The following is a 22860-nucleotide window of genomic DNA, read 5'->3' as shown; positions in this document are numbered from 1 at the left end:
ACGCAGTGTAAAATTATCGGATTTTGCCGTATTCCGGCTTCCAAGGCTCACTCCTGCTCTATAGGCCCGGCAAGACGTTCCAGCTCCTTCATAACCTTATGCGCTCTTTGGGCAGCCTCGTCCGAGGACTGGTGCATTTCCCTGCCCCGCAGTTCAGCTTGATGCACTGCCTCCACCAGCGATTCAAAGGTGGTGTCCGCCTCCGCGACGTGCTCCCGGCTTCCCTCAACCTCTGCCGCAGAGGTCACGGCCATGGCTGCGGTCTCCCGGACCATTTCTCCGATCCGCTGCAGCGTCTTCCCGATTTCCTCCGAGAACTTCTTCGTCTGGGAGGACAAACTGCCCACTTCGCTTGCGACCACTGCGAATCCGCGGCCATGTTCCCCTGCATGAGCAGCCTCAATGGCCGCGTTCATCGCCAGGAGTCCGCTGCGGTCCGCAAGCTCGCGGATGCTGCCGGTAATCTCGGAGATTTCAACCGTCCGCTCCAGCAGCTCTTTGACCTGCTTCTCCTGACGGCTGGTGATGCTGAGCAGCCGCTCGAATGACTCCTTCACCTGCTGAAGCTCCGCCCGTCCCGCCGTAACCAGACGGCTCATCATCTCCGCTTCGCGCAGGCTTCGCCCGGCAGCCTCTGATACATGGTGCACGGATTGTCCAATTTGGCCCAATCTTCCGTGGCTTTCCTTGACCGTCACAATTCTAGCTTGATCCGCCTGCGTCTGCAGATTTCTCGACATAATCATGAGGTCCTGTACGGTCAGAACTCCCTGTACCTGATCCCGTTCTGTCAGGATCATACACTGGTAGAACTTTGAGCCCTGTCTGCTCAGGGCCGCATCAATCAGCTCACCGGGATCAGCCGACACTTCCCGTACAATCGGAGCCTGTTCCGCAAATAAGAGGGCCGGCTTGTCGTAGAACAGATCCGAAGCGAAGCGACCGGCGAACAAGCGGTAGAATGCATCCCGCATAATCAGTCCCAGCGGGGAGTTCCCCTCATCCGCAATCACAATGCAGGGAATTTGTTCATCTGCCCGGAGCGTACGCAGCACCTCACCGCAGATTTCCTCCGCATGAATAACAGGGACCTTCCGGCAGTATTGAGCCGCTGAGACCTCTGTGGAAGGCCTGTTCACTATTCGTTCGGAGACTGCTTCCTCCAGCATCCCTGTCACGTGTTCGACTGGAGGTTCGTGTTGCTTATCCTGTTTAACCAAAGGTCTTTCAAGCACGGCGATGGCCTCGTTATTCATAGTCTTCACTCCTATGACTTTTTTCCTATATTCCAAAATATAGGACAAAACTATTCACAGAATGTTAGGAAGACCGCGTTTTATTGTTAAAAGAGTTATCTTAATACAAAAAACACCCATCATTTAACCGAAATGATGGGCGCTTCTTTTCTTATTTACGACAAGCTTATAACCTACTCCACGAATGGAGTCGATGTGCACGGACCCCGGATCAAGCTCAAGCTTCTTCCGGAGTGAGCTCACATGGACGTCTACAGTCCGCTGTCCTCCGATATAATCAAAACCCCATACCGCGTTCATGAGATCATCCCTGGTCATGACGACCCCCGGCTTCCGGGCCAGATACAGAAGAACCTCGAACTCTTTGGGCCGGAGGGTGATATGTTCCCCGCCAAGGGTAACCTCATACTTCTCAGGGTAGATCGACAGCTCTCCAAGACTGATCTGTGACTCAGGATGAATGGAGGCTTTATCCCGCTCATCCTGTCCCGTTGACCTTCTAAGCACAGCAGCAACGCGAGCGAGCAGCTCCGCCACTCCAAACGGCTTGGTAATGTAATCGTCTGCTCCCGACTTAAGTCCTTGAACAACCTCTTCTTCCGCATTCTTGGCCGTGAGAATCACAATCGGTGTTTTCACGCCCTCACTCCGCAGCCTGGACATGATCTCGAACCCGTTCATTCCCGGAAGCATGAGATCAAGCAGAATCAGATCGAAATCCGATTTCAATGCGGTATCACAGCCTGACTGCCCATGTTCCTCAACGGTCACTTCATAACCCTCATTCGATAGGTTATAAGATAATAATCTGGATAAGGTTGGCTCATCCTCAATAACCAAAAGTCGTTGCGCCATATATACTCTTAGTACCCCCATTTTTATCAAATCGGAATAATGATGACAAATGTTGACAAGCTCAGCATATCACGAGAGTGTTAACGTTGTGTAAAAAAGGAAACTTTATTCATAATCTACTCTACATTATGAAGTAAAGGTAAATCGAGGATAAACGTTGTTCCTTCTCCGACCTTGCTGTCCACCCGGATTGTGCCTTCATGAAGCTCCACCAGATGCTTGACAATCGAGAGGCCCAGCCCGGTACCGCCTGAACTGCGAGAACGCGCTTTATCCACCCGGTAGAACCGCTCAAAAATCCGCGGCAGATCCTTCTTCGGAATACCGATTCCGGTATCGCTAATCGTGAACCGGACCTTCTCTTCCTCGTCCTTCTCACAGATGCTCTCCACCGTCACCTTCACCCTTCCTCCATCAAGGGTGTAGCTGATTGCATTGGACAACAGGTTCATGAAGATCTGCCGCAGGCGATCCTCGTCCGCTTCCATAAACAGCTCATCAGGCACCTCCAGCTTCATCGTGATGGACTTCTTCGCTGCCGAGGAACGCAGCACTTCAAAGATGCTGCCGAGCAGACTCTGAACGTGAACAGGCGAATACTCCAGAGGGACCCTTCTGGATTCAATCTTGGATAATTCCAGAATATCGCCAATCAGGCGGTTCAGTCTATCTCCTTCATCATAAATAATTTGCAGGAATGACCGCTTCGTCTCCTCATCCTGCACCCCGCCGCCCAGCAGGGTTTCCGCAAATCCTTTTACGGCCGCAATTGGGGTCTTCAGCTCATGGGATACATTAGCTACAAACTCACTTCGCATCACTTCAAGCTTGCGGATTTCTGTCACGTCCTGCAGCAGGAACAGCGTTCCCCTGTAAGAACCGTCATCCTCGAACATAGGCACACTGTCAAAATGCAGAATTTTCTCCTCAGGGTCATAGATCGTCCGCTCTTCCTTCATATATTCCTTGCGGGATATCCCCTCATCCATGAACCGGGTGAGCTCATAACTGCGTTTGATCTCATGATACAGCCTGCCCAGTATTGCGGTATCCTTCAGCCGCAGAATCCGCTCCGCCTCCTTGTTCACAAGGGCGATCCGGTCGCCCGTATCCACCATAAGTATCCCGCCGGTCATGTTGGAGAGTACACTTTGCAGCAGGTCCTCATTGTCGCGGATACGCTTCAGCTGCTGCTGCAGGCTGTCAGCCATCGCGTTGATAGCCTCGCCGAGCTGCCCGATCTCATCCTTGCGCTCTAACTGGACTCTGGCATCATAATCCAGCTTGGAGATCCGGTGAGCAACGGTAGTAATCTTCTCCAGGGGCCGGGTAAGCCCAGTGGCAACCCGGTAGCTGGTCAGTGCTGCAGCAAGGAACAAAACGATGAGTCCGCCAATCATCAAGGTCCAGCCCTTATGCAGGCCTTCACTCACTGTCTCCAGACTCATAGCCAGGCGGATATATCCGTTGAATCCCCCTTGCTCTGCAGCGACATGTTTCGCAACATACAGCATGTCTTCATGTATCGTACTGCTGAAGCGGATCGCTGTGCCGATTTGCCCAGTTTGTTTGGCCAGCTTAATCTCTTCCCGGGAGCTGTGATTCTCCATCTTGGACGGATCGCTCTCCGAATCCCCGATTACGGTACCATCCAAATTAATAAAAGTTACCCTTGATTTGGTCAGGCTGTCCATCCTCTTCGCCTGTCCAGTATAATAGGCCATAGCTTCCGGGTTCCCATTGATCTTGGGCAGCTGCAGCGTGCTGGAGATGAGGTTTATTTCCCGGGCCATATTCTCTTCCAGTGCGGACACGTGCGATTCCTTAAATACCTGGGCCATAATTAACCCGGCAGCAAGCATCGAAATCCCGACCAGCCCCATTAGAATTAGGGATAAGCGCATTCGAAATGTCTTCATTAGTTCTTCCTTTTTTTAAATGTAATTTAGGTAACTATATAAAATAAACTTTGAAGGTCACCCTTTTGGGGCGCTGTGATGCCGAGTGTTCTTACGAGCCCTGTTGTCTCCGAAATGCTTGAACTATATAAGATGAACTATTGATTTACACGTAAGGAAGACGTATGAAATGTTCCGTAGGGTCGCTGTTGCTCCCCGATTTCTTGAATTAAATGTATAAGGTTGAATTCCGGTCACAAAGCTTATGCTTCCGATGTAGCTTTCTTTCAGAAAGCTTGTAGGCGAACGCTTCGCTTCCCCAGAATCATTTCACACTCTTTCCTATTGGTAATTCTTTAGTTCAACTTATATAGATGTTCAGCGGGGCATTTCGGAGACAAAGGCGGACGCTCCGCTTCTTCAGAATCACTCGAGATCGAAGCTGAGATCGGTTATTTTTTAAAGTTCATTTTATATAGCTTGCTTCCGTCATCTTCTCTTCGTTAACATTGTTAGTATTATAATAACACAATGTAATCCCCGTATTATGATCTATTAAATCCGTTTGAAAGAGGGATATGACCTATGAACTATCACTTCTCGGCCTATATGTACAGGCTTCGGTCCATCAGCCGCTGGAGCCTGATGCGCAGCACTTCAATTGAAAATGTCGCCGAGCACTCTTTCCATGTCGCTCTTCTTGCCCATTTGTTATGCGAAATCGGCAACCGTCTCTATGGCAGGCAGCTGCAGTCCGAGCGTGCTGCCACACTCGCTCTGTTCCATGATGCGACAGAAGTGTTCACCGGGGATATTCCTACTCCGGTCAAACATCATAATCCCCGCCTGCTGTCGAACTTTAGAGAAATGGAGGCCATTGCAGCAGAACGGCTGACCTCCATGATTCCTCCCGAGCTTGCGCCAGCATATGGACCTCTGCTGAATGCGGATGATCCTGCCGATCAAGAGCTGCGCAAATATGTAAAAGCCGCCGATACACTTGACGCTTATCTCAAATGCACCTGGGAGCTTGCCTCCGGCAACAGGGAGTTCGCCGCCGCCAAGAGCCAGCTCCAGCAGAAGCTCGAAAGCCTGCAAATGCCGGAAGTCTCCTACTTTCTCGTTCATCTTGCGCCCAGCTTTGAGCTCACCCTGGACGAACTGTCTGCAGATTTATCCGATTAGAAGCAGCTTTCACTCAGAGCAACAAAAGGCGGCCGCCAGGTTCTTAAGCCTGGCGGCCGCCTTCATTAGGTCTTGAACTGATTATCCGTTCACAATCTCTCCACCGTTCACATGGATTACCTGTCCGCTGATGTAAGACGAATCCTCGGATGCCAGGAACACATAGGCTGGTGCCAATTCCTCCGGTTGTCCAGGGCGCTGCATTGGTGAATCTGCCCCGAACTGCTTCACCTTCTCTTCGTCAAAGGTGGAAGGAATGAGCGGTGTCCAGATAGGTCCCGGGGCAACGGCGTTGACCCGGATGCCTTTTTTGCTAACCAGATTCATCGATAACGCCCGGGTAAAGCTCACAATAGCGCCTTTGGTCGAAGAGTAATCCAGCAGTGTCGGATTCCCCTTGTAGGCGGTAACCGAAGCGGTGTTGATAATGGTGCTGCCCTTCTTCAAATGAGGCATAGCCGCTTTGGTTAAGTAGAACATAGCGAATATGTTCGTACGGAATGTCCGTTCAAGCTGCTCTGAAGTAATATCCTCGATGTTCTCCTGCGGATGCTGTTCACCCGCATTGTTCACCAGGATATCCAGTCCGCCCAGCTCACTTACGGTCTTCTTCACAGCTTCCTGGGCAAAAGCCTCCTCCCCGATATCTCCAGGGATCAAAAGCGCTCTGCGCCCGTGCTTCTCCACTTCCGATTTCGTCTTCTCCGCATCACTATGTTCGTTCAAATATACAATAGCCACGTCCGCTCCTTCTTTGGCATAAGCAACGGCTACGGCCCGTCCAATTCCACTGTCTCCTCCAGTAATAAGCGCAACCTTGCCCTTCAGCTTGCCTGCGGCCTGATAAGACCCTTCATATTGCGGTAGCGGGTTCATCTGGTCTTCCAGGCCCGGTCTTTGATTCTGGTGCTGTGCTGGCATGGTTTGTTTAGGCTGTTGATTGTTTGATGACATTTCAAGTTCTCCTCCTTGTGATGGCTGGAATTCATGATTATGTCTAGGATGCCAAGATAACCTTGGACATTATTCCTAACATACTTACCACCTGAGAAAGAATTGAACCTCTCATCACTAAACTGACAAAATTGTAGATAATATCGCAGCTTTCCAATTCGCAATCATAATCAAGTTTGTGAAACCGGATTTGACCTTCCATTTACCAAAAAAAGATTATTCCCAATTAGTACTCAATCTGGTACCGGTCAAAAAACCAGCTGTCATCAAACTGCCTGCGTGCCAGATACTGCTCTCTAAGCTGGAGCACACCATCCTCCAGGAGCTCGCTCTCCCATTTCTGCAGTTCGCCTCCCTCGCCAGCTACCCTGCGGGATTTCTCCAGCCTCTCCTCATTGAAATGCAGATACGCCAGCCGGAGAAGATGATAATCCCGGTAATCCACAGGAGGTACGTATGGAAACACGGTACGGTAAACCAGCGAAATGTTGACGGAAGGCTCAATCCTGCATCTAAAGCCCAGCAGCCTCATCCGGAGCGAGAACTCTGCCGCCACGGCTTCTTCCTGCCTAAAGCCTGCCTCGAACCCCTGATTCTCAACAAAAAGCTCACGCCTGACCGCTATACACTGCCAAGGCAGGACGGGCGCCTCCCCAAGATCATCCCTGTCTGTAATCCACTCTACTGTTAATTCCGGCAGCTTCAGCGACAGTCCATATCCAATCCTGTCTTGTTGCTGGTGAGCAGATATACTAGGACTTACACAATCAGCTGAACCCGATCTGATGGATTGAACTAATCCCTCCATCCAATAATCATCAACATACATATGGCCCGAGCAGAATACACATATCTCCCCCTTGGCTGCCAAAGCCCCCCGATTCCTTGCTGCGGCCGCACCAATGCCCTCTGTCTTCACATAATGGATAGGCATAGGGAACCGGTACTCGTACAGGAATTCACAACAGCAATCCATAGACTGATCATCAACAATAATAACTTCATAAGGGATGTCTGTCCTGGAGACCTTCATCGATTCAAGGGTCATCATCAGATTGATTCCTTCATTCTTGACCGCAATGATGACCGATACAGCCGGTACATTCGTTAGCATAAAGTTTAACCTCACTTACATTGGAAATACTAACTCGATATATACTTCCATAATAACCCAAATAAAACTATAAGTAAACATTTATAAAACTGTTAGCTTATTAAGTTTACCTCTCATATTCACTAATTTTATAGTAGGAGGGGTTATATGAATTATGATTCACTCGGCAAACGGCTGCGGCAGGAACGCCGCAAGATGCATTGGACCCAGGAAAAGTTGGCAGAGAGAATCGATGTCTCCGACGCATACATAGGGCAGATTGAGAGAGGAGAACGCAGCTTATCCCTCGATACGCTGATCCGGCTTGCCAACGAGCTGGGCGTAACGGTAGATTACCTGCTGCAGGACTCCATAGAAATCACAGATGATCAGTTCATAGACCAGCTCCGGCAGATCATGATGAACCGCTCCTCCAAGGAGAAGCAGATGGCCCTGGATGTGATTAAGCTAATGTTTACCCATCTTGATGAACTCTCATCATCCCCGTCCAAAGAATAACATGTCCAAAAGCCCCCGTCTCCGGGAATCCTAACTCCGGCTGACCGCGGGGTTTTTGAATCTGCGGCCGCATGAACGTTTCCCAAGTAGGGCTTAAACAAAAAGCCGAATCTTCTGTCTTAGAAGATTCGGCTTCTTATGTATATCTAATTAAATTACATAACGGAAAACCATGAAATATACAATAACAATCATCACAATAGCCAATACCGAGCTAAGAGTACGGATCTTGCCAATATGATCTGTGGCTTCCTTCTTGGCGCGGATAGCTTCCCCGGCAAGACGCAGCGGCTTGCCAATAATGCCGCTAAGTGCTCCGGCAGCCAGGAAGAGAACAATCACTACGACCATCCAAGTTACGGAATAGTTCCCTTTACTGATAAGGTATCCCCCCGTGAGGAACTGGAGAATCAAGCCGTACTGTCCAAAGCGGTTGAGTGTTCTTACTGCAGACACTGTCCCTTCCTGGGCGGGCAGAGACAGGCTGCCCACACGTCCGACAACAAATGGAAGAACAATGTAGAAGCCAAGTGCTAGTGAGCCAAGAACGTGCAGAAAAATCATCGCATTTGTCACAACATTTTGCCACCTTTCACTTATTTAGATTAATTATAAACTATTATATCCATTATCCAGATTAAAGAAAAGGTACAAGGGAGAGATAGAATAAGCAATCTGTTAAACCGTGAACATATTAAGACAAATCCCCGAATTAAACGGCTCAAATCACGGAAAATAAACCAAACCGGCCTCCAGTCCGCGTTTTCAGCAGATTGAAGGCCGGTAGTAGGATTGCCCGGCTTCGAAATCTTAGCCTTGGACAATCTTGATGACACTGCGTACCGATTCAGCCGACTTATCTAAAGCCGCTTTCTCATCCGCTGTCAATTCAAGCTCGAATACTTTCTCAATACCACTGCCGCCGAGAATCGCCGGCACACCCAAGAACAGATCGTTATACCCGTATTCCCCTTCAAGCAGGGCAATCACCGGAATAATCCGTTTCTTATCCTTCAAGACAGCTTCCGCCATCTGTACCAATGAAGCAGCCGGAGCATAGTAAGCACTGCCGTTGCCCAGCAGGTTTACGATTTCTCCCCCGCCAACGCGGGTCCGCTGTACGATGGCTTCAATACGGTCCTTCGGAATCAGAGTGTCAATCGGGATTCCACCGACGCTGGAGTAACGGACGAGCGGAACCATATCGTCGCCGTGTCCACCAAGCACGAAGCCGCGAACGTCTTCCACCGACACATTCAGCTCCTGGGCAATGAAGGTGCAGTACCGGGCGGTATCAAGCACACCGGATTGGCCAATGACGCGGTTCTTCGGGAAGCCTAAAGCTTTGTAAGCCGCATAAGTCATGGCATCCACAGGATTGCTCAGAATAATAACAATGGAATCCGGGCAATATTTCTTCACGTTCTCACAGACCGAAGTCACAATGCCTGCATTTGTGCTGACCAGGTCGTCGCGGCTCATGCCAGGCTTGCGGGCAATCCCGGCGGTAATAATCACAATATCCGAACCTGCGGCATCCTCATAGCTCGAGGTACCCACAATGTTGCTGTCGAAGCCCTGTACAGGACTTGCTTCCAGCATGTCAAGCGCCTTACCTTTAGTCGGATTCTCCAATTGAGGAATATCAAGAAGAACAACATCACCGAGTTCTTTCTGCGCAAGCATCAAAGCGGTAGTTGCGCCGGTAAATCCGGCGCCCACAACCGTAATCTTTTTACGTTGAATTCCCACTTGGACAGTCCTCCTACATGTTTTTGATAACTTGATTAGCGAACTCCGAGCACTTCACTTCTGTTGCGCCTTCCATCAGGCGGGCAAAGTCATAAGTCACGGTCTTATTGTTAATGGAGGTTTCAAGGCCTTTGTAAATCAGGTCTGCAGCTTCCTGCCAGCCAAGGTGCTCAAGCAGCATAACGCCGGACAGAATAACCGAACCCGGGTTGACCACATCAAGATCCGCGTACTTCGGAGCCGTGCCGTGAGTGGCTTCAAAGATTGCATGTCCAGTTACATAGTTAATATTGGCACCCGGAGCGATCCCGATACCTCCAACTTGCGCCGCCAAAGCGTCGGACAGATAGTCCCCGTTCAGGTTCAGCGTTGCGATGACATCAAAGTCAGTTGGACGGGTCAATACCTGTTGAAGGGCGATATCCGCAATCGCATCCTTAATCAGGATTTTGCCAGCATCCAAAGCTTCCTTCTGGGCAGCGTTCGCTGCATCCGTACCGGATTGTTCTTTAATTTGGTCATATTGTGCCCAAGTGAACACCTTGTCGCCGAACTCCTGCTCAGCAACTTCATAACCCCAGTTTTTGAAGGCGCCTTCTGTAAATTTCATGATATTGCCTTTGTGAACGAGCGTGACACTCTTACGTCCGTGATCGATAGCATATTGAACCGCGGCACGGACCAGACGCTTGGAACCTTCTTCAGACACAGGCTTAATTCCGATTCCAGAAGTTTCCGGGAAGCGGATCTTCTTAACACCCATTTCGTTCTGTAGGAAGGAAAGAACCTTCTTCACTTCTTCGCTGCCTTCCTTGTACTCGATACCGGCATAGATATCCTCGGTATTCTCACGGAAAATAACCATGTCAACAAGCTCAGGACGCTTCACCGGTGAAGGCACACCGTCGAAATAGCGAACCGGACGCAGGCAGACATACAGGTCAAGCTCCTGACGCAGCGCCACGTTCAGGGAACGAATGCCTCCGCCGATTGGCGTAGTGAGCGGTCCCTTAATAGCTACGATGTATTCACGGATCGCAGTAAGCGTGTCCGCAGGAAGCCATTCACCGTATGTATTGAATGCTTTCTCTCCCGCGAAGACTTCGTACCAAGCGATCTTCTTCTCTCCGCCATAGGCTTTCTCTACAGCAGCGTCAAGCACGCGTACGGAAGCTTTCCAGATATCCCGGCCTGTTCCGTCACCTTCGATGAATGGAATGATAGGGCGGTTTGGCACTTGAAGCTTACCATCTTGAATCTCAATTTTATCGCCTTCGGTCGGCAGGCTGAATTTCTCAAAGTTCGGCATATTACTTGTTCCTCCTCAAAAGTATGAATTATGATAGCAGGTCCAGTTAAGGCCTATACATGAAGAAGGGGTAGCCCGCATTTCTGCGGTACCCGCTTCTTCCGCTATATTCTAGCATAACTTGCATAATTATCTTAAATCAATCGGAATATACTTCTGATTGTAAAGCCCGGTATATTCGGCGCGCGGGCGGATAATCCGGTTGTCATCAAGCTGCTCGATAATATGTGCCGTCCATCCGGACAAGCGGCTGATCGCAAAGATTGGAGTGAACAGATCCTTCTCGATGCCAAGCAGGGTATAGACCGACGCGGAATAGAAATCCACATTCGGCTTAAGCCCTTTCTGGGAAGTAATCAGGGACTCAATTTTCACGGACATATCATAAAGCGTGGAATCCCCTTTCAGGGAGCTTAGCTCTCGCGACATCTTCTGCAGATGTTTGGCGCGTGGGTCCCCGTTTTTATATACACGGTGACCGAAGCCCATAATCTTATCCTTATTATCAAGCTTGCGTTGGATGTACTCTTCCGTTTTATCAATGGAGCCGATTTCGTTAAGCATCTGCATGACAGCTTCATTCGCACCGCCATGCAAAGGCCCCTTCAAGGTTCCGATCGCGGAAGTAACCCCGGAGTATATATCGGACAAGGTAGCTACGGTAACACGTGCAGAGAACGTGGATGCGTTCAGCTCATGGTCGGCATGCAGCACCAGGGCCTGATCCAGAGCTTTCACGGCTACAGAGTCTGGTTCCTCCCCAGAGAGCATATAGAGGAAGTTATAAGCCAGGCCTACCCCTTGCTTCGGCGCTACTGGCTCCTTCCCTTTGCGAATGCGGTCAAACGCTGCGATCAGGGTCGGAATCTGGGCCTGCAGCTTGATCGCCTTATTCTGGGTCGATTCATGACTGATATCGCCAGCAGTCTCATCGTACAGCGCAAGCGCAGATACTCCCGTACGTAGAGCAGCCATCGTATTCGTGGATTTGGGATAAAGCTTAATCTGTTCCAACACTTCGGAAGGAATAGCCGCATATTCACTCAATTGCTGCTTAAGCGCATCCAGTTCAGACTGGGTCGGCAGCTTGCCATACCACAGCAAATAAGCCACTTCTTCAAAACTGGCATGCTCTGCAAGCTCATCGATATTAATTCCCCGGTAAGCCAGCACGCCATCTTCGATAGAACTAATAGAAGAAGTCGCAGCCACAATACCCTCAAGGCCTTTGGTAGCTGTCATTATACATCTCTCCTTTGTCAGGCATAAATTGAGCAAATAAAATAATGTAAACAGTTACATTTTGAAAGATTAAAAGAATGCGGGTGTAAGAAATAAGATAATGTTACACCAGATGAAACTTAATTTCATCATACTGGATTTTCGAATGCATGGGAACAGCTGAATGGCCCGCTATTACATCAAATTGTTTTATCGCAACCATAAACAAAATATTAACCGCTTACAAAATTATATATTTAAATTGGTTCCAACGGCCTAAAGCAAGCCCTATTTGCCTTGACCGGGTCTTTTCCTGCATACTATAACATAATTAATAGATGGAATACATTCATCCGTAAAAGCCAATTCTTACAAAGGAGAATGCTTCTTGGACAATATTATTGTCAAACGCCTGCTTCGGGGGCTCTGGGTAATCACCGCACTTGCGCTGATTGGACTGGCATTCTACTGGCTCATCCCACTGCTCTATCCCTTTCTGATTGCCTGGCTGATAGCTTATGCGATGAATCCGTTAGTAGGCTTTCTGCAGAAGAAGGTCAAGCTTCCGAGATGGCTGGCCGTTACGCTCGGAATCCTGGTTTTCTTCGGAGGAGCTTCCGTTGTTCTGTCCGCGGTTGTTACCCGTTCCGTCAAGGAGCTCATTCATTTAACGCAGTCCTTTGACCTGCACATCGAGAAATGGAAAAGCTTCTTTATCAGCTGGACGCAAAGCGAAGGAATCCAAAACATTATTGGTGAGATCAACAAATTCATTAAGAACAATCCAGACTATCAGCACACGATTAACCAGAATATCAACCGGACAACAGAAACGATCAGCTCGGTGGTGACTAACATGGTCACCAGCTTCTTGAATGGCATTGTCAACCTGCTGACCTCGCTTCCTAATCTGGGGGTCATTCTGCTCGTCATCATTCTGGCTACCTTCTTCATCAGCAAAAACTGGGACCGGCACCTTAGGTCCATGACCGGATGGGTCCCTCTTCCTTTCCGCAAGACGGTCAAGGACGTATGGGGCGACCTGCAAAAGGCGCTGTTTGGCTATCTCCGGGCCCAGTTCATCATGATCTCCATTACCGCTGTAATCGTCCTGGCAGGACTTCTTATCATTGGTGTGGACTCCGCCTTTACCTTTGCCCTGCTGATCGGCTTCGTCGATCTGCTGCCGTATCTTGGCGTAGGAACCATTATGGTGCCTTGGCTGGTGTATGCGTATATCTCGGGTGATATCCGGCTTGGAATTGGCCTGTCTATTCTGTATGGTGTCATTCTGATCGCACGCCAGCTGATTGAGCCCAAAGTTCTTGCCAGCAGTGTCGGCCTCGACCCTCTCCCTACCTTGATCGGAATGTTCGTAGGTCTTAAGCTGTTCGGAGTCCTAGGGCTTATTATTGGGCCGGTCTCCTTCGTGGTGATATCCGCGGTGAACCGGGCCAATGTGTTCCGTGATCTGAGGAATTATATCGTGAATGGCAGGATTCATTAGACTGATAGCTATTAGCCAAAGACCGATAGCTATTAACCAAACGAGGCTGTCCTTAAAGGGGGGCCTCTGACTTTATTTAGGAGTGCGGTTTGTGTTCAAAAGGCTCCGAGAACGAAGCAGTCCTCCAATCGCTGTTACCCCCGAATATCCTGAACTCCTCTTATAAGGAAGATATATCGGAGGTAAAGCCTATGCTTTCGATGTTAGCTTTTCTTCGAAAAGCTCTTAGGCGACCGCTGCCGCTTTTCCGGAATCGCTTCGTCCTCTCCGCTGCTTCGTACATCCCAATTAAAAAACGCAAAAAGAAAACGTGTCTCTTCTTGATAAAATAGAAGTACTTAGCAACCATGCCAATGGAGTGCATCTTATTACTCTCAATTCTGCTGAAGATCTAGTAGACAAAATGACCGATCGGCAGGCCCTGGATAATCTCCTTGGCCTGCCGATCGGTCATTTTGCTTTGATATAAGATTGTCCTTTAAGCCTTGAAAAACGCCAAACAATCCAGTCAGCGCCGAAAAAAGGTAATCGAGCCGTCCTTCATTTTTTTGGCGACCCACTTCACCAGCCACAGCTTGTAAAGCGGCCGGGTCAGCGGAAATACCATGGTGAATCCGATAGCGTCTGTCACAAATCCAGGAATAAGCAGCAGCAGACCGCCAATTAGAATACAAAGCCCGTCAACAACCGTTCTTCCCGGAAGCTGCCCATTGTTCATCTGCCCACGGGCCGATTCGAGTACCTTCCGTCCTTCAAATTGAACCATAAGTCCGCCAAGAATGGATGTCGCCAGAGTAAGAAAGATTGTTTTCCCCACCCCGATGCGCTGGCCCACCCAGGCATACACGACATATTCAATAATAAACACAACCATAACTAACAGGACTGTCCATTTACGCATGAAATTGCCCCTTCTTCTGCAAGCCTTGCTTCCCAATCTGAAACCAGGTTATTGCCCTTGCCTGCGCTCTTTAAGTAAAATGCCATTAAGAGCATTGTACAGGTTCGGCAGCTTTTTATCCAGCCGGGCCGGTCTCCAGCTGAGGTCTACCCACACATGGCTGGTGGACCCGGTTACCAGAAGCTCTCCTGGCAGAGGCTCGTCATTTTCCCATATTTTCTTGCTCTGTTCCTCTCCAGGCTGCAGGCGTCTGACTTCATAAGCATAACCCAGCCGCAGCGGGGAGAAAGCTGTCATTCTCGTGAATACCGCAATCTGGTCATCATAACGGGCCGGCTGCTTGAATTTCAAATTCGCATCCACTACCGGGAGCAGAACTCCCTCTTCTTCCATCCCCTTATAGTCGAATCCAAGTGCGCGGATCATCTCGGTGCGCCCAATTTCAAACCAGTTCAAATAGTTGCTGTGGTATACCACCGCCATTTGATCCGTCTCCTGATAACGGACCCGTAGACCGGCCATATACCAGCGGCTGATTGCTTTATCCTTGTTCATCAGGTCCATTGCTGTTCTCCTTGTTCTGATCTTCATAGTATATTAAAACCGGCTTGCTATCATAACAAAAAAGCAATGGTTCAACACATCGGTTGTTCCATTGCTCTTGTTCCATTCATATTCTGATACGGCTAGCTGCGGATTTGACCGATCTTCACCAAATTCGTGGAACCCGAACGGCCCAGAGGCACGCCAGCTGTAATCACAACCAGATCGCCATCCTTCACCAGTCCGGAATCTACTCCACCCTTCATCGCACATTCGAACAGTTCGTCCGTTGAGGATGCCACGTTTCCTTTAACTGGGGTTACGCCCCATGCCAATGCAAGACGGCGCAGGGTTTGGTCAACCGTAGTAACCGCAATAATAGGCGATTTTGGACGGTATTTGGACACCATACGAGCGGTATATCCAGTTTCCGTTGAAGTGATAATAGCTTTAGCATTCAGGTCCAGCGCGGAGTTTGCAACAGCCTGGCTGATCGCTTCCGTTACTGTAGTCTGCTGTGCATGGCTTTGCTTCTCGAAAATTTCACGGTATTTCAAAGCCGATTCTGCTTTCTCAGCGATGCGGGACATGGTCAGCACCGACTCAACCGGATATTTACCGGCAGCAGTCTCACCAGACAGCATGATGGCATCCGTGCCGTCAAAGATCGCATTCGCTACGTCACTGGCTTCAGCGCGGGTAGGTCTTGGGTTGCGCTGCATCGAATCCAGCATTTGGGTTGCGGTAATAACCGGCTTGCCCACACGATTACATTTCTCAATCATCATTTTTTGAACCAAAGGCACATCTTCTGCTGGGATCTCAACCCCAAGGTCACCACGGGCAACCATCAATCCGTCGGAAACTTCCAATATTTCATCCAAGTTATCGACACCCTGCTGGTTCTCGATCTTGGAGATAATTTGAATATAAGTGGCGTTATGCTTCTCAAGAAGCTCACGAATCTCTAGCACGTCACTTGCTTTGCGAACGAAAGAAGCCGCAATGAAATCAATGCCTTGCTCGATACCGAAGATGATATCGTTGGCATCTTTCTCTGTAATACCCGGCAAGGAGATATGTACGCCCGGTACATTCACACCCTTCTTGCTCTTGATGGTGCCGCCGTTAACAATACGGCATTTGATCTCTGTACCTTGAATATCCACAACAGTCAGTCCAATCAGACCGTCATCGATCAGAATGGTTGAACCCACTTCCACATCGCTTGGCAGGTCTTGGTAGGTAACCGAGATCCGGTTCTTGTCACCAAGGATTTCTTGAGTTGTCAGGGTAATGAATTCATCCTGAACCAGTTCAATAGGCTCTACTTCCAATTTGCCGGTGCGGATTTCAGGACCTTTGGTATCCAGCAGGATCGCAACGGATTTACCTAGTTCCTGGCTGGCTTGACGAATGTTCTTGATCCGGCCGCCATGCTCTTCGAAATCTCCGTGGGAGAAGTTAAGACGGGCTACGTTCATGCCGGCAAGGATCAATTTCTTGATGTTCTCCAAAGATTCACTGGAAGGACCGATAGTACATACAATTTTAGTTTTACGCATTGGGGTTTCCTCCGTTTTCGGGTTTCTCTCTTTATCTTCTTTTTCCAACAATTAAATCTACTACAGAATTGACGATTTGTATAGGAACTTTGTCATATTAAATCATTACCCAGCTGGGCAAAATCTATAATAGGTGCGTTTTTATTTCTTTGCGACACCGAATTTTCCGATTTTCCGGAATTTTTGATACCTCTCTTCGCGCAGCTCGTCCGCAGACTTGCTCTTAAGCTCCTCCAGGTGGCGGACCACAGCCTCCTTGATGCTGTGGGCAGTCTGCTCGTAATCCTTATGGGCACCGCCCTTAGGCTCTGGAACAATCTCTTCTATGACTTCCATCTCCAGCAGGTCCTCGGCGGTAATCTTCATGGCCTCGGCGGCCTGATCCGCCTTAGATGCGTCTTTCCACAGAATGGACGCGGCTCCATTCGGAGAAATTGCGGAATAGATGGCATTTTCAAGCATCAGCACCCGGTTGCCTACCCCGAGAGCCAGAGCGCCGCCACTTCCCCCTTCTCCGATGACCACACAGATCACAGGCACACGAAGGGAAGCCATATCCCGCAAGTTGCGGGCGATCGCTTCTGACTGCCCTCTCTCTTCAGCTGTAATTCCCGGATAAGCCCCTTTAGTATCGATGAAGGTCACAATTGGGCGGCCGAACTTTTCGGCCTGCTGCATCAGGCGCAGCGCCTTACGAAACCCTTCAGGGTGGGGGCTTCCGAAGAAACGGGCGATGTTGTCCTTGGTATCCTTGCCCCGCTGTTGGCCCAACACAGTAACCGGCGTGTCATTCAGCTTGGCAATCCCGCCCACAATAGCGAGATCGTCACCGAACATCCGGTCTCCATGCAGCTCAATGAAATCCGTAAAGATAAGTTGGATCAAATCCAGCGAGGTCGGCCGCTGATGGTTCCTCGCCAGATGCATCTTCTGGGATGGCGAAATCGAGCTGTAGATCCCTTCCTCAAGCTCGCGGTACCTTTCCTCCAAGCGGTTGATTTCATCGCTGAAATCAATCCCCTTCTCGTCTCCGAACTGTTTGAGCTCATCAATCTTCTTGCGCATCTCCGTTAGAGGTGTCTCAAAAGGCATTTCTCCCGCCATTTAAACTCCTCCTTTCACGGCGTGCAGCTCAAGCAGCTTGGCCAGCATACTCTTCAGTTCCTTGCGGTGGACCACCAAATCCAACTGACCGTGCTGCAGATTGAACTCTGCGGTCTGGAAATCATCAGGCAGCTTCTGGCGGATCGTCTGCTCAATAACGATCCGTCCGGCGAAGCCGAATACAGCCCCCGGCTCAGCGATAATAATATCTCCAAGCATGGCAAAGCTGGCGGAAACGCCTCCGGTTGTCGGATCCGTAATCACCGAAATATACAGGCCTCCCTGCTCATTAAAGCGGGACAGCGCTGCACTGGTCTTAGCCATCTGCATCAGACTCAGAATACTCTCCTGCATCCGGGCACCGCCGGAAGTGGAGAAAATAATAAGCGGAAGTTTGCTTTCCGTTGCCGCCTCAATAGCCCGGGTAATCTTCTCCCCTACAACAGAACCCATACTTCCGGTAAAAAAGTCAAAGCTCATAACCGCCACAATTACAGGCTGGTCCGCAATCGTTCCTTGTCCTGTAACCACCGCTTCGCGCAGCCCTGATTTCAGGGTCTGCTGTTCCAGCTTGGTCGCGTAGCCGGGGAATCCAAGCGGATCCTCGGAAATAAGATCCTCGTCATATTCCACAAAGCTGCCTTCATCCATAATGTAACGAATCCGTTCCATCGCGTTCAGGCGCATGTGATATCCGCAGTTCGGACATACTTTGAGATTCTTGTCCAGCTCTTTGCTGTACTGGATCGTCCCGCAGCTGCCGCATTTGCTCATGAGCCCCTCGGGAATCTCACGTTTCGGGCGTTCGCCCTGCTCTGCGGTCATGTCACGACCGACCCGCTCTGAAGGAATGGTCGCGTACTTCCTTTTTTTCTGGAATAAGTCCTTAAACACAACTACACCTCTCCAGCCGTTAATTTGCTCTCCCGTATCTTGCAGTTAATCCTCTATAGCATTCTTCGCATTCTAATCTTCAGGAATGCAAGATAGAATTCAGCACTTCTTGTACTTCTTCAAGTTCCCCGGAAGGTACCAGAATTTCAAACTGCTGTTTGGATAAATTGACAGGACGTGTTTGGACAAGAAAGCCTTCTTCCGTCAGCCTATTTTTAATCCTGTCCGCAATTTTTGCGGTAGGCGCAATGTACATAACTGTCCACATGTCCTTCTCCAAGCCCCCTAACCCTCAGTTTTGAGCCCGTATAATAGAGTAATGATAACATAACCTTCATTTTTCCCGCAACAGAGGGAGACAGCGGCAGTGTCCCAAGCTTTCGGGCCGCCGCCGCTGATTACCAATATGGAATATCCAATTGTATGCCCCGCTTGTCCGGGATATTCATTCCAAAACCCCCGGGATCACACGGGGAGAGCACCGAAGTGCCCGCCATTTAACTAGGCTCGGGCACGTTCACCATCACTTCACCCGGACCGTCTGGGGTCCCAGCAGCTGCTCAATTTCCCGGAACAGCTCCGGTGAAGGCTTGATCTTGTAACGCTCGCTCAGCGCCAGCAGCTTCTGGGTGCTCTCATAGAACAGCACCGTCGGCATCACGCCCGGGTGCTGCACGAGCAGCTCCTTCAGCTGCTCCAGCATGGCCGCATGCTCCGCCGCGGCCGCAATCTTGATGAAGACCCGCTGCCCCGCAGGGGTCTTCACAGGCCGTGCGGGCGCCTCCGCAGGCGCGCCCGCGGAAGCACCCGCCGCCGCGCCAGCATGCTGCGGCGGCGCCGGCTTCACGGGCCGCGCAGGCGAAGCCGCGGCCCCGGTGCGTGCGGCCGCAGCTGTGCCCTGCGGCCGGGCGCCCTGACGGGCGCGTGCCTGCTGGCTGCGCCGCAGCTGCAGGAGGGCCTGCTCGCTTAGCGGGGCGACCTCGCCCGCGAGCAGCTTGAAGCCCTCATCCTGCTGCTGCACCGTGGCGCGCAGCGCGAGCAGCGCGCCCTTCTCGATCAGCCCGCGGCTCTTGTTCCACACCTCAGGGAACAAGACCACCTCGCAGCGCTCGATCTGGTCCTCTAGTTCCATGAAGGCCATCGCCTTGCCCTGCTTGGTCGTGATCGTCTTCAGGGACACCACCATTCCAGCCACAACCGTGCCGCTCTCATCCGGCGCTTCGGCCAGATCCATGAGCCGGTCGATCCCGTCCGCATCCAGAAGATGATCGTAATCATCCAGGGGATGTCCGGACAGGTAAAGCCCGAGAAGCTCGCGTTCAAAATCCAGCTGCTGAACCGCAGTGAACTTTGGAATATCCGGGTACTCGATATTCCAGTTCGGCGTCTCCACGAAGTCAAACAGCTGAATTTGCAGGTCGTCCCGCTCTTTCCGCCACTTCAAGGCCGCTTCCACCGTCTCATCCAGCATTGCGAGCAGCTGGGCCCGGTGACCTGGCAGGGAATCGAAGGCGCCTCCCTGGATTAAAGACTCAATGACGCGCTTGTTGCATACCCGCAGATCCACCCTGCGGCAGAAATCAAGCAGGCTGTCGAACGGCTGCTCCTTGCGGACCCGAAGGATGCTCTCCATCGCCTGGGTGCCCACATTCTTGATCGCCGCCAGGCCAAACCGGATTACACCGGGTGAACCCGCTTCGTCTGAGGCCTGCGGGGTAAACAGCACCCCGCTGTGATTCACATCAGGCTGCAGCACCTTGATGTCCATTCTGCGGCATTCGACAATATATTCCGCCACCTTGCGGTGGCTGCCCATCACGGCCGTAAGCATGGAAGCCATGAAATGCACTGGATAGTGCGCCTTCAGATAAGCCGTCTGGAAGGCAAGCACCCCATAAGCCGCTGCATGGGCACGGGGGAACCCGTAGTCTGCGAACCGGACGATCATATCATAAACGGCGTTCGCATCCTCAGCAGAATATCCCTGAGCGAGGCTGCCCTTTACAAAATGCTCCCGCTGCTCATCCAGCACCTCGCGCTTCTTCTTGGACACCGCCCGCCGAAGCAGATCCGACTCCCCCAGTGAGAAACCTGCCATGGATGAAGCGATCTTCATAATCTGCTCTTGGTAAACGATGATGCCGTAGGTATCGGACAGATAAGGCTCAAGATCAGGATGTGGATAACTGACCTCCTCGGCCCCGTGCTTGCCCGCAATATATTTCGGAATGAACTCCATCGGACCCGGTCGGTAAAGGGCGAGCACAGAAATAATATCTTCGAATTCCGACGGCTTCAGGTCCCGCAGCACACGCCGCATACCGGCAGATTCAAGCTGGAATACACCGGTTGTCTCCCCGCGCCCGAGCAGTTCATAGGTCGCAGGGTCCTCGTCTGAAATCCGGTGAAAATCCAGCTTCTCCCCGGTCTCCTCCTGAATCCACCGCAGACACCGCTCAATAATGGACAAGGTTCTAAGGCCCAGGAAATCCATCTTGAGCAGACCGATAGATTCGAGGCTCTCCATGGAATATTGGGTCAGTGCCGTTGTCTCGCTCCCTTCCTGAAGCGGAACGGCGTCTGTCAAAGGATCGCGTGAAATGACGACACCTGCCGCATGGGTTGATGCATGGCGCGGCATGCCTTCGACCTTCTTCGCCATATTCAGCAAATTTCGCGTACGCTGCTGGGATTCATACAAGGCTTTCAGATCGGGGCTTGACTCCAGCGCCCGGCGGATGCTTATCCCGAGATTCCCGGGAATCAGCTTGGCCACCTTGTCCACTTCCCCAAACGGGACATTAAGAGCCCGTCCGACGTCCCTAACAGCAGCACGGGCAGCCATGGTGCCAAAGGTGATAATCTGGGCCACATGCCCGGCCCCGTATTTGTCAACGACATAAGCGATAACCTCATCCCGGCGCTCGTCACTGAAGTCGATATCAATATCAGGCATCGTAACCCGCTCGGGATTAAGAAAGCGTTCAAAAAGCAGATTGTATTTCATCGGATCAACATTCGTAATCCGCAGAACGTAAGCAACCAGACTTCCGGCGGACGAACCCCGGCCCGGTCCGGTTGCGATCCCCTTCCGGTGCGCGTAGGCAATGAAATCCCATACAATCAGGAAATAATCAGAGAAGCCCATTCGCTCAATGACGCCGAGCTCGTACTCAAGACGCTGCTCCAGTTCCGATCTCCGCTCTGCATCGGTCCACCGCGGGGTCGCCTTGTAGCGCGCCTCCAGACCCTCCCGGCAGAGCTCTGCCAGATACCCGGACGCTGTCTTGCCTTCCGGGATGGGACGGTAGGCAGGCAGAATATGCCGGCCGAATTCGAGCTCAAGCTCACACTTATCCGCAATCACGCAAGTATTGCGGATAGCCTCTGGAATGTGGGGGAACAGACTGTGCATTTCCTGCTGATTTTTCAGATAGAGCTGGCTGGTCGGGATCTTCAAGCGTTCCTCGTCCTCTACCGATTTTCCCGTGCCGATACAGATCAACACATCCTGAACCTCGGCGTCCTGCTGCTCCAGATAATGCACATCGTTTGTGGCCACCAGACTGATCCCAGTCTCCTCGGCCAGCTGAACCAGCAGCGGATTGACCTTCTTCTGCTCAGGCAGCCCATGATCCTGAAGTTCAAGGTAGAAGTCCTCCCCAAACACCGACTGGAAACGCATGGCGGCACGCCTTGCCTCCTCATTCCGGCCGTTCAGCAGATGCTGCGGAATCTCTCCGCCCAGGCAGGCGCTGAGCGCGATAATGCCTTCGCTGTATTTCTCTAAGATCTCCCAGTCGATTCTGGGTTTGTAATGAAAACCTTCCAGATGCCCCATGGAGACCAGCTTCATCAGGTTCTTATAGCCGGTCATATTCTTCGCAAGTAGAATCAAATGATAGATCGGCTGATCCTTGCGGCTGCCTCTCTCCTTGCGTGAACCTGCCGTGAAATAAGCCTCACAGCCCAGGATCGGCTTGATCCCATGAGCCAGACATAATTTATAAAAAGGGATTGCCCCGTACATCACCCCATGATCCGTAAGCGCAAGTGCCTTCATCCCGAATCCTGCTGCCGTCTTGACCAGATCTTCCAGCCTGGCTGCCCCGTCCAGCAGACTATATTCGCTGTGCACATGCAGGTGAACAAAGTTGTCCATAAGCAGCTTCCTTCCTCCGTCACTTGAGGGCGGTAATCTTCAAAAAAATAATGTGATGCTTAACAAATATTTTATCATAGACCGTTCAAAAGCGCCCATACAATGGTATAGGAGAACCGGGACAAGCGAAAGCAAGGCTGCG

19 protein-coding genes are annotated in these 22860 nt (G+C 50.9%); 3 read left to right on the top strand and 16 right to left on the bottom strand.

The window, feature by feature from the left end:
- Positions 1-47 precede the first annotated feature (47 nt).
- The 3 genes from KJS63_RS06210 to pnpS all read right to left on the bottom strand — a co-directional run bounded on the left by KJS63_RS06210 (position 48) and on the right by pnpS (position 4030).
- Positions 48-1256, bottom strand: coding sequence for a methyl-accepting chemotaxis protein (locus KJS63_RS06210; protein WP_213618383.1), 1209 nt, complete (start codon positions 1254-1256; stop codon positions 48-50).
- Positions 1257-1379: 123 nt separating this feature from the next.
- The gene (locus KJS63_RS06205) at positions 1380-2111 is read right to left on the bottom strand and encodes a response regulator transcription factor (RefSeq protein ID WP_068619902.1); all 732 of its coding nucleotides are present in this window, start codon (positions 2109-2111) and stop codon (positions 1380-1382) included.
- Between the two features lie 116 nt (positions 2112-2227).
- Positions 2228-4030: a two-component system histidine kinase PnpS gene (gene pnpS, locus KJS63_RS06200; RefSeq protein ID WP_213618382.1), complete on the bottom strand. Its 1803-nt coding sequence runs from the start codon at positions 4028-4030 to the stop codon at positions 2228-2230.
- 564 nt (positions 4031-4594) lie between these two features.
- On the opposite strand from pnpS, the gene yfbR reads away from it, so the two are divergent.
- Positions 4595-5194 (top strand): 5'-deoxynucleotidase, encoded by a 600-nt coding sequence (gene yfbR / locus KJS63_RS06195; protein ID WP_213618381.1) that lies wholly within the window; start codon positions 4595-4597, stop codon positions 5192-5194.
- Positions 5195-5275: 81 nt separating this feature from the next.
- Here yfbR and KJS63_RS06190 read toward each other — a convergent pair whose 3' ends face one another.
- Together KJS63_RS06190 and KJS63_RS06185 are read right to left on the bottom strand one after the other, a co-directional pair.
- Complete coding sequence (locus KJS63_RS06190; RefSeq protein ID WP_213618380.1) at positions 5276-6148, bottom strand: SDR family oxidoreductase; 873 nt, start codon at positions 6146-6148, stop codon at positions 5276-5278.
- Positions 6149-6374: 226 nt separating this feature from the next.
- Positions 6375-7262, bottom strand: coding sequence for a glycosyltransferase (locus tag KJS63_RS06185; protein WP_213618379.1), 888 nt, complete (start codon positions 7260-7262; stop codon positions 6375-6377).
- A 147-nt stretch (positions 7263-7409) separates the two neighbouring features.
- On the opposite strand from KJS63_RS06185, the gene KJS63_RS06180 reads away from it, so the two are divergent.
- On the top strand, positions 7410-7760 hold the full coding sequence (locus KJS63_RS06180; protein ID WP_068619907.1) for a helix-turn-helix domain-containing protein: 351 nt from the start codon (positions 7410-7412) through the stop codon (positions 7758-7760).
- Between the two features lie 150 nt (positions 7761-7910).
- Here KJS63_RS06180 and KJS63_RS06175 read toward each other — a convergent pair whose 3' ends face one another.
- The 4 genes from KJS63_RS06175 to KJS63_RS06160 all read right to left on the bottom strand — a co-directional run bounded on the left by KJS63_RS06175 (position 7911) and on the right by KJS63_RS06160 (position 12063).
- A complete protein-coding gene (locus KJS63_RS06175; protein ID WP_089153565.1) occupies positions 7911-8336 on the bottom strand; it encodes a hypothetical protein in 426 nt (141 codons plus the stop codon).
- A 234-nt stretch (positions 8337-8570) separates the two neighbouring features.
- Positions 8571-9512, bottom strand: a complete 942-nt coding sequence (mdh, locus tag KJS63_RS06170; protein WP_213618378.1) for a malate dehydrogenase — start codon at positions 9510-9512, stop codon at positions 8571-8573.
- A gap of 13 nt (positions 9513-9525) precedes the next feature.
- Complete coding sequence (gene icd, locus KJS63_RS06165; protein ID WP_213618377.1) at positions 9526-10821, bottom strand: NADP-dependent isocitrate dehydrogenase; 1296 nt, start codon at positions 10819-10821, stop codon at positions 9526-9528.
- Positions 10822-10950: 129 nt separating this feature from the next.
- A complete protein-coding gene (locus KJS63_RS06160) occupies positions 10951-12063 on the bottom strand; it encodes a citrate/2-methylcitrate synthase (RefSeq protein ID WP_068619910.1) in 1113 nt (370 codons plus the stop codon).
- A 367-nt stretch (positions 12064-12430) separates the two neighbouring features.
- Here KJS63_RS06160 and ytvI point away from each other — a divergent pair, with 367 nt between their 5' ends.
- Positions 12431-13549, top strand: coding sequence for a sporulation integral membrane protein YtvI (gene ytvI / locus KJS63_RS06155; protein ID WP_213618376.1), 1119 nt, complete (start codon positions 12431-12433; stop codon positions 13547-13549).
- A 508-nt stretch (positions 13550-14057) separates the two neighbouring features.
- Here ytvI and KJS63_RS06150 read toward each other — a convergent pair.
- The 7 genes from KJS63_RS06150 to KJS63_RS06125 all read right to left on the bottom strand — a co-directional run bounded on the left by KJS63_RS06150 (position 14058) and on the right by KJS63_RS06125 (position 22718).
- Positions 14058-14450 (bottom strand): FxsA family protein, encoded by a 393-nt coding sequence (locus tag KJS63_RS06150; RefSeq protein ID WP_213618375.1) that lies wholly within the window; start codon positions 14448-14450, stop codon positions 14058-14060.
- A 48-nt stretch (positions 14451-14498) separates the two neighbouring features.
- Positions 14499-15014: an acyl-CoA thioesterase gene (locus KJS63_RS06145; RefSeq protein ID WP_374706258.1), complete on the bottom strand. Its 516-nt coding sequence runs from the start codon at positions 15012-15014 to the stop codon at positions 14499-14501.
- Positions 15015-15136: 122 nt separating this feature from the next.
- Positions 15137-16558: a pyruvate kinase gene (gene pyk, locus KJS63_RS06140; protein WP_068619913.1), complete on the bottom strand. Its 1422-nt coding sequence runs from the start codon at positions 16556-16558 to the stop codon at positions 15137-15139.
- A 141-nt stretch (positions 16559-16699) separates the two neighbouring features.
- Positions 16700-17662, bottom strand: a complete 963-nt coding sequence (locus KJS63_RS06135) for an acetyl-CoA carboxylase carboxyltransferase subunit alpha (protein ID WP_068619914.1) — start codon at positions 17660-17662, stop codon at positions 16700-16702.
- Positions 17663-18556, bottom strand: a complete 894-nt coding sequence (gene accD, locus KJS63_RS06130) for an acetyl-CoA carboxylase, carboxyltransferase subunit beta (RefSeq protein ID WP_213618374.1) — start codon at positions 18554-18556, stop codon at positions 17663-17665. It abuts the gene before it with no gap.
- Between the two features lie 79 nt (positions 18557-18635).
- Positions 18636-18824, bottom strand: a complete 189-nt coding sequence (locus KJS63_RS26135; protein WP_068619916.1) for a glutamate decarboxylase — start codon at positions 18822-18824, stop codon at positions 18636-18638.
- 255 nt (positions 18825-19079) lie between these two features.
- Complete coding sequence (locus tag KJS63_RS06125; protein ID WP_213618373.1) at positions 19080-22718, bottom strand: DNA polymerase III subunit alpha; 3639 nt, start codon at positions 22716-22718, stop codon at positions 19080-19082.
- Positions 22719-22860 lie beyond the last annotated feature (142 nt).

Origin of the sequence: Paenibacillus sp. J22TS3, from assembly GCF_018403205.1 — a bacterium.
GTDB lineage: Bacteria > Bacillota > Bacilli > Paenibacillales > Paenibacillaceae > Fontibacillus > Fontibacillus tuaregi.
Note: the sequence above shows the minus strand (reverse complement) of the source record. Positions and strands in the feature narration are given on the sequence as shown.

Excerpts from the sequence above, each read along its gene's own strand:
- icd (WP_213618377.1), bottom strand. The coding sequence starts at position 10,821 with ATGCCGAACTTTGAGAAATTCAGCCTGCCGACCGAAGGCGATAAAATT.
- KJS63_RS06190 (WP_213618380.1), bottom strand. The coding sequence starts at position 6,148 with ATGTCATCAAACAATCAACAGCCTAAACAAACCATGCCAGCACAGCAC.
- KJS63_RS06135 (WP_068619914.1), bottom strand. The coding sequence starts at position 17,662 with ATGGCGGGAGAAATGCCTTTTGAGACACCTCTAACGGAGATGCGCAAG.
- KJS63_RS26135 (WP_068619916.1), bottom strand. The coding sequence starts at position 18,824 with ATGTGGACAGTTATGTACATTGCGCCTACCGCAAAAATTGCGGACAGG.
- KJS63_RS06150 (WP_213618375.1), bottom strand. The coding sequence starts at position 14,450 with ATGCGTAAATGGACAGTCCTGTTAGTTATGGTTGTGTTTATTATTGAA.
- KJS63_RS06125 (WP_213618373.1), bottom strand. The coding sequence starts at position 22,718 with ATGGACAACTTTGTTCACCTGCATGTGCACAGCGAATATAGTCTGCTG.
- KJS63_RS06160 (WP_068619910.1), bottom strand. The coding sequence starts at position 12,063 with ATGACAGCTACCAAAGGCCTTGAGGGTATTGTGGCTGCGACTTCTTCT.
- KJS63_RS06145 (WP_374706258.1), bottom strand. The coding sequence starts at position 15,014 with ATGGACCTGATGAACAAGGATAAAGCAATCAGCCGCTGGTATATGGCC.
- pyk (WP_068619913.1), bottom strand. The coding sequence starts at position 16,558 with ATGCGTAAAACTAAAATTGTATGTACTATCGGTCCTTCCAGTGAATCT.
- yfbR (WP_213618381.1), top strand. The coding sequence starts at position 4,595 with ATGAACTATCACTTCTCGGCCTATATGTACAGGCTTCGGTCCATCAGC.
- KJS63_RS06210 (WP_213618383.1), bottom strand. The coding sequence starts at position 1,256 with ATGAATAACGAGGCCATCGCCGTGCTTGAAAGACCTTTGGTTAAACAG.
- pnpS (WP_213618382.1), bottom strand. The coding sequence starts at position 4,030 with ATGAAGACATTTCGAATGCGCTTATCCCTAATTCTAATGGGGCTGGTC.
- KJS63_RS06205 (WP_068619902.1), bottom strand. The coding sequence starts at position 2,111 with ATGGCGCAACGACTTTTGGTTATTGAGGATGAGCCAACCTTATCCAGA.
- KJS63_RS06180 (WP_068619907.1), top strand. The coding sequence starts at position 7,410 with ATGAATTATGATTCACTCGGCAAACGGCTGCGGCAGGAACGCCGCAAG.
- KJS63_RS06185 (WP_213618379.1), bottom strand. The coding sequence starts at position 7,262 with ATGCTAACGAATGTACCGGCTGTATCGGTCATCATTGCGGTCAAGAAT.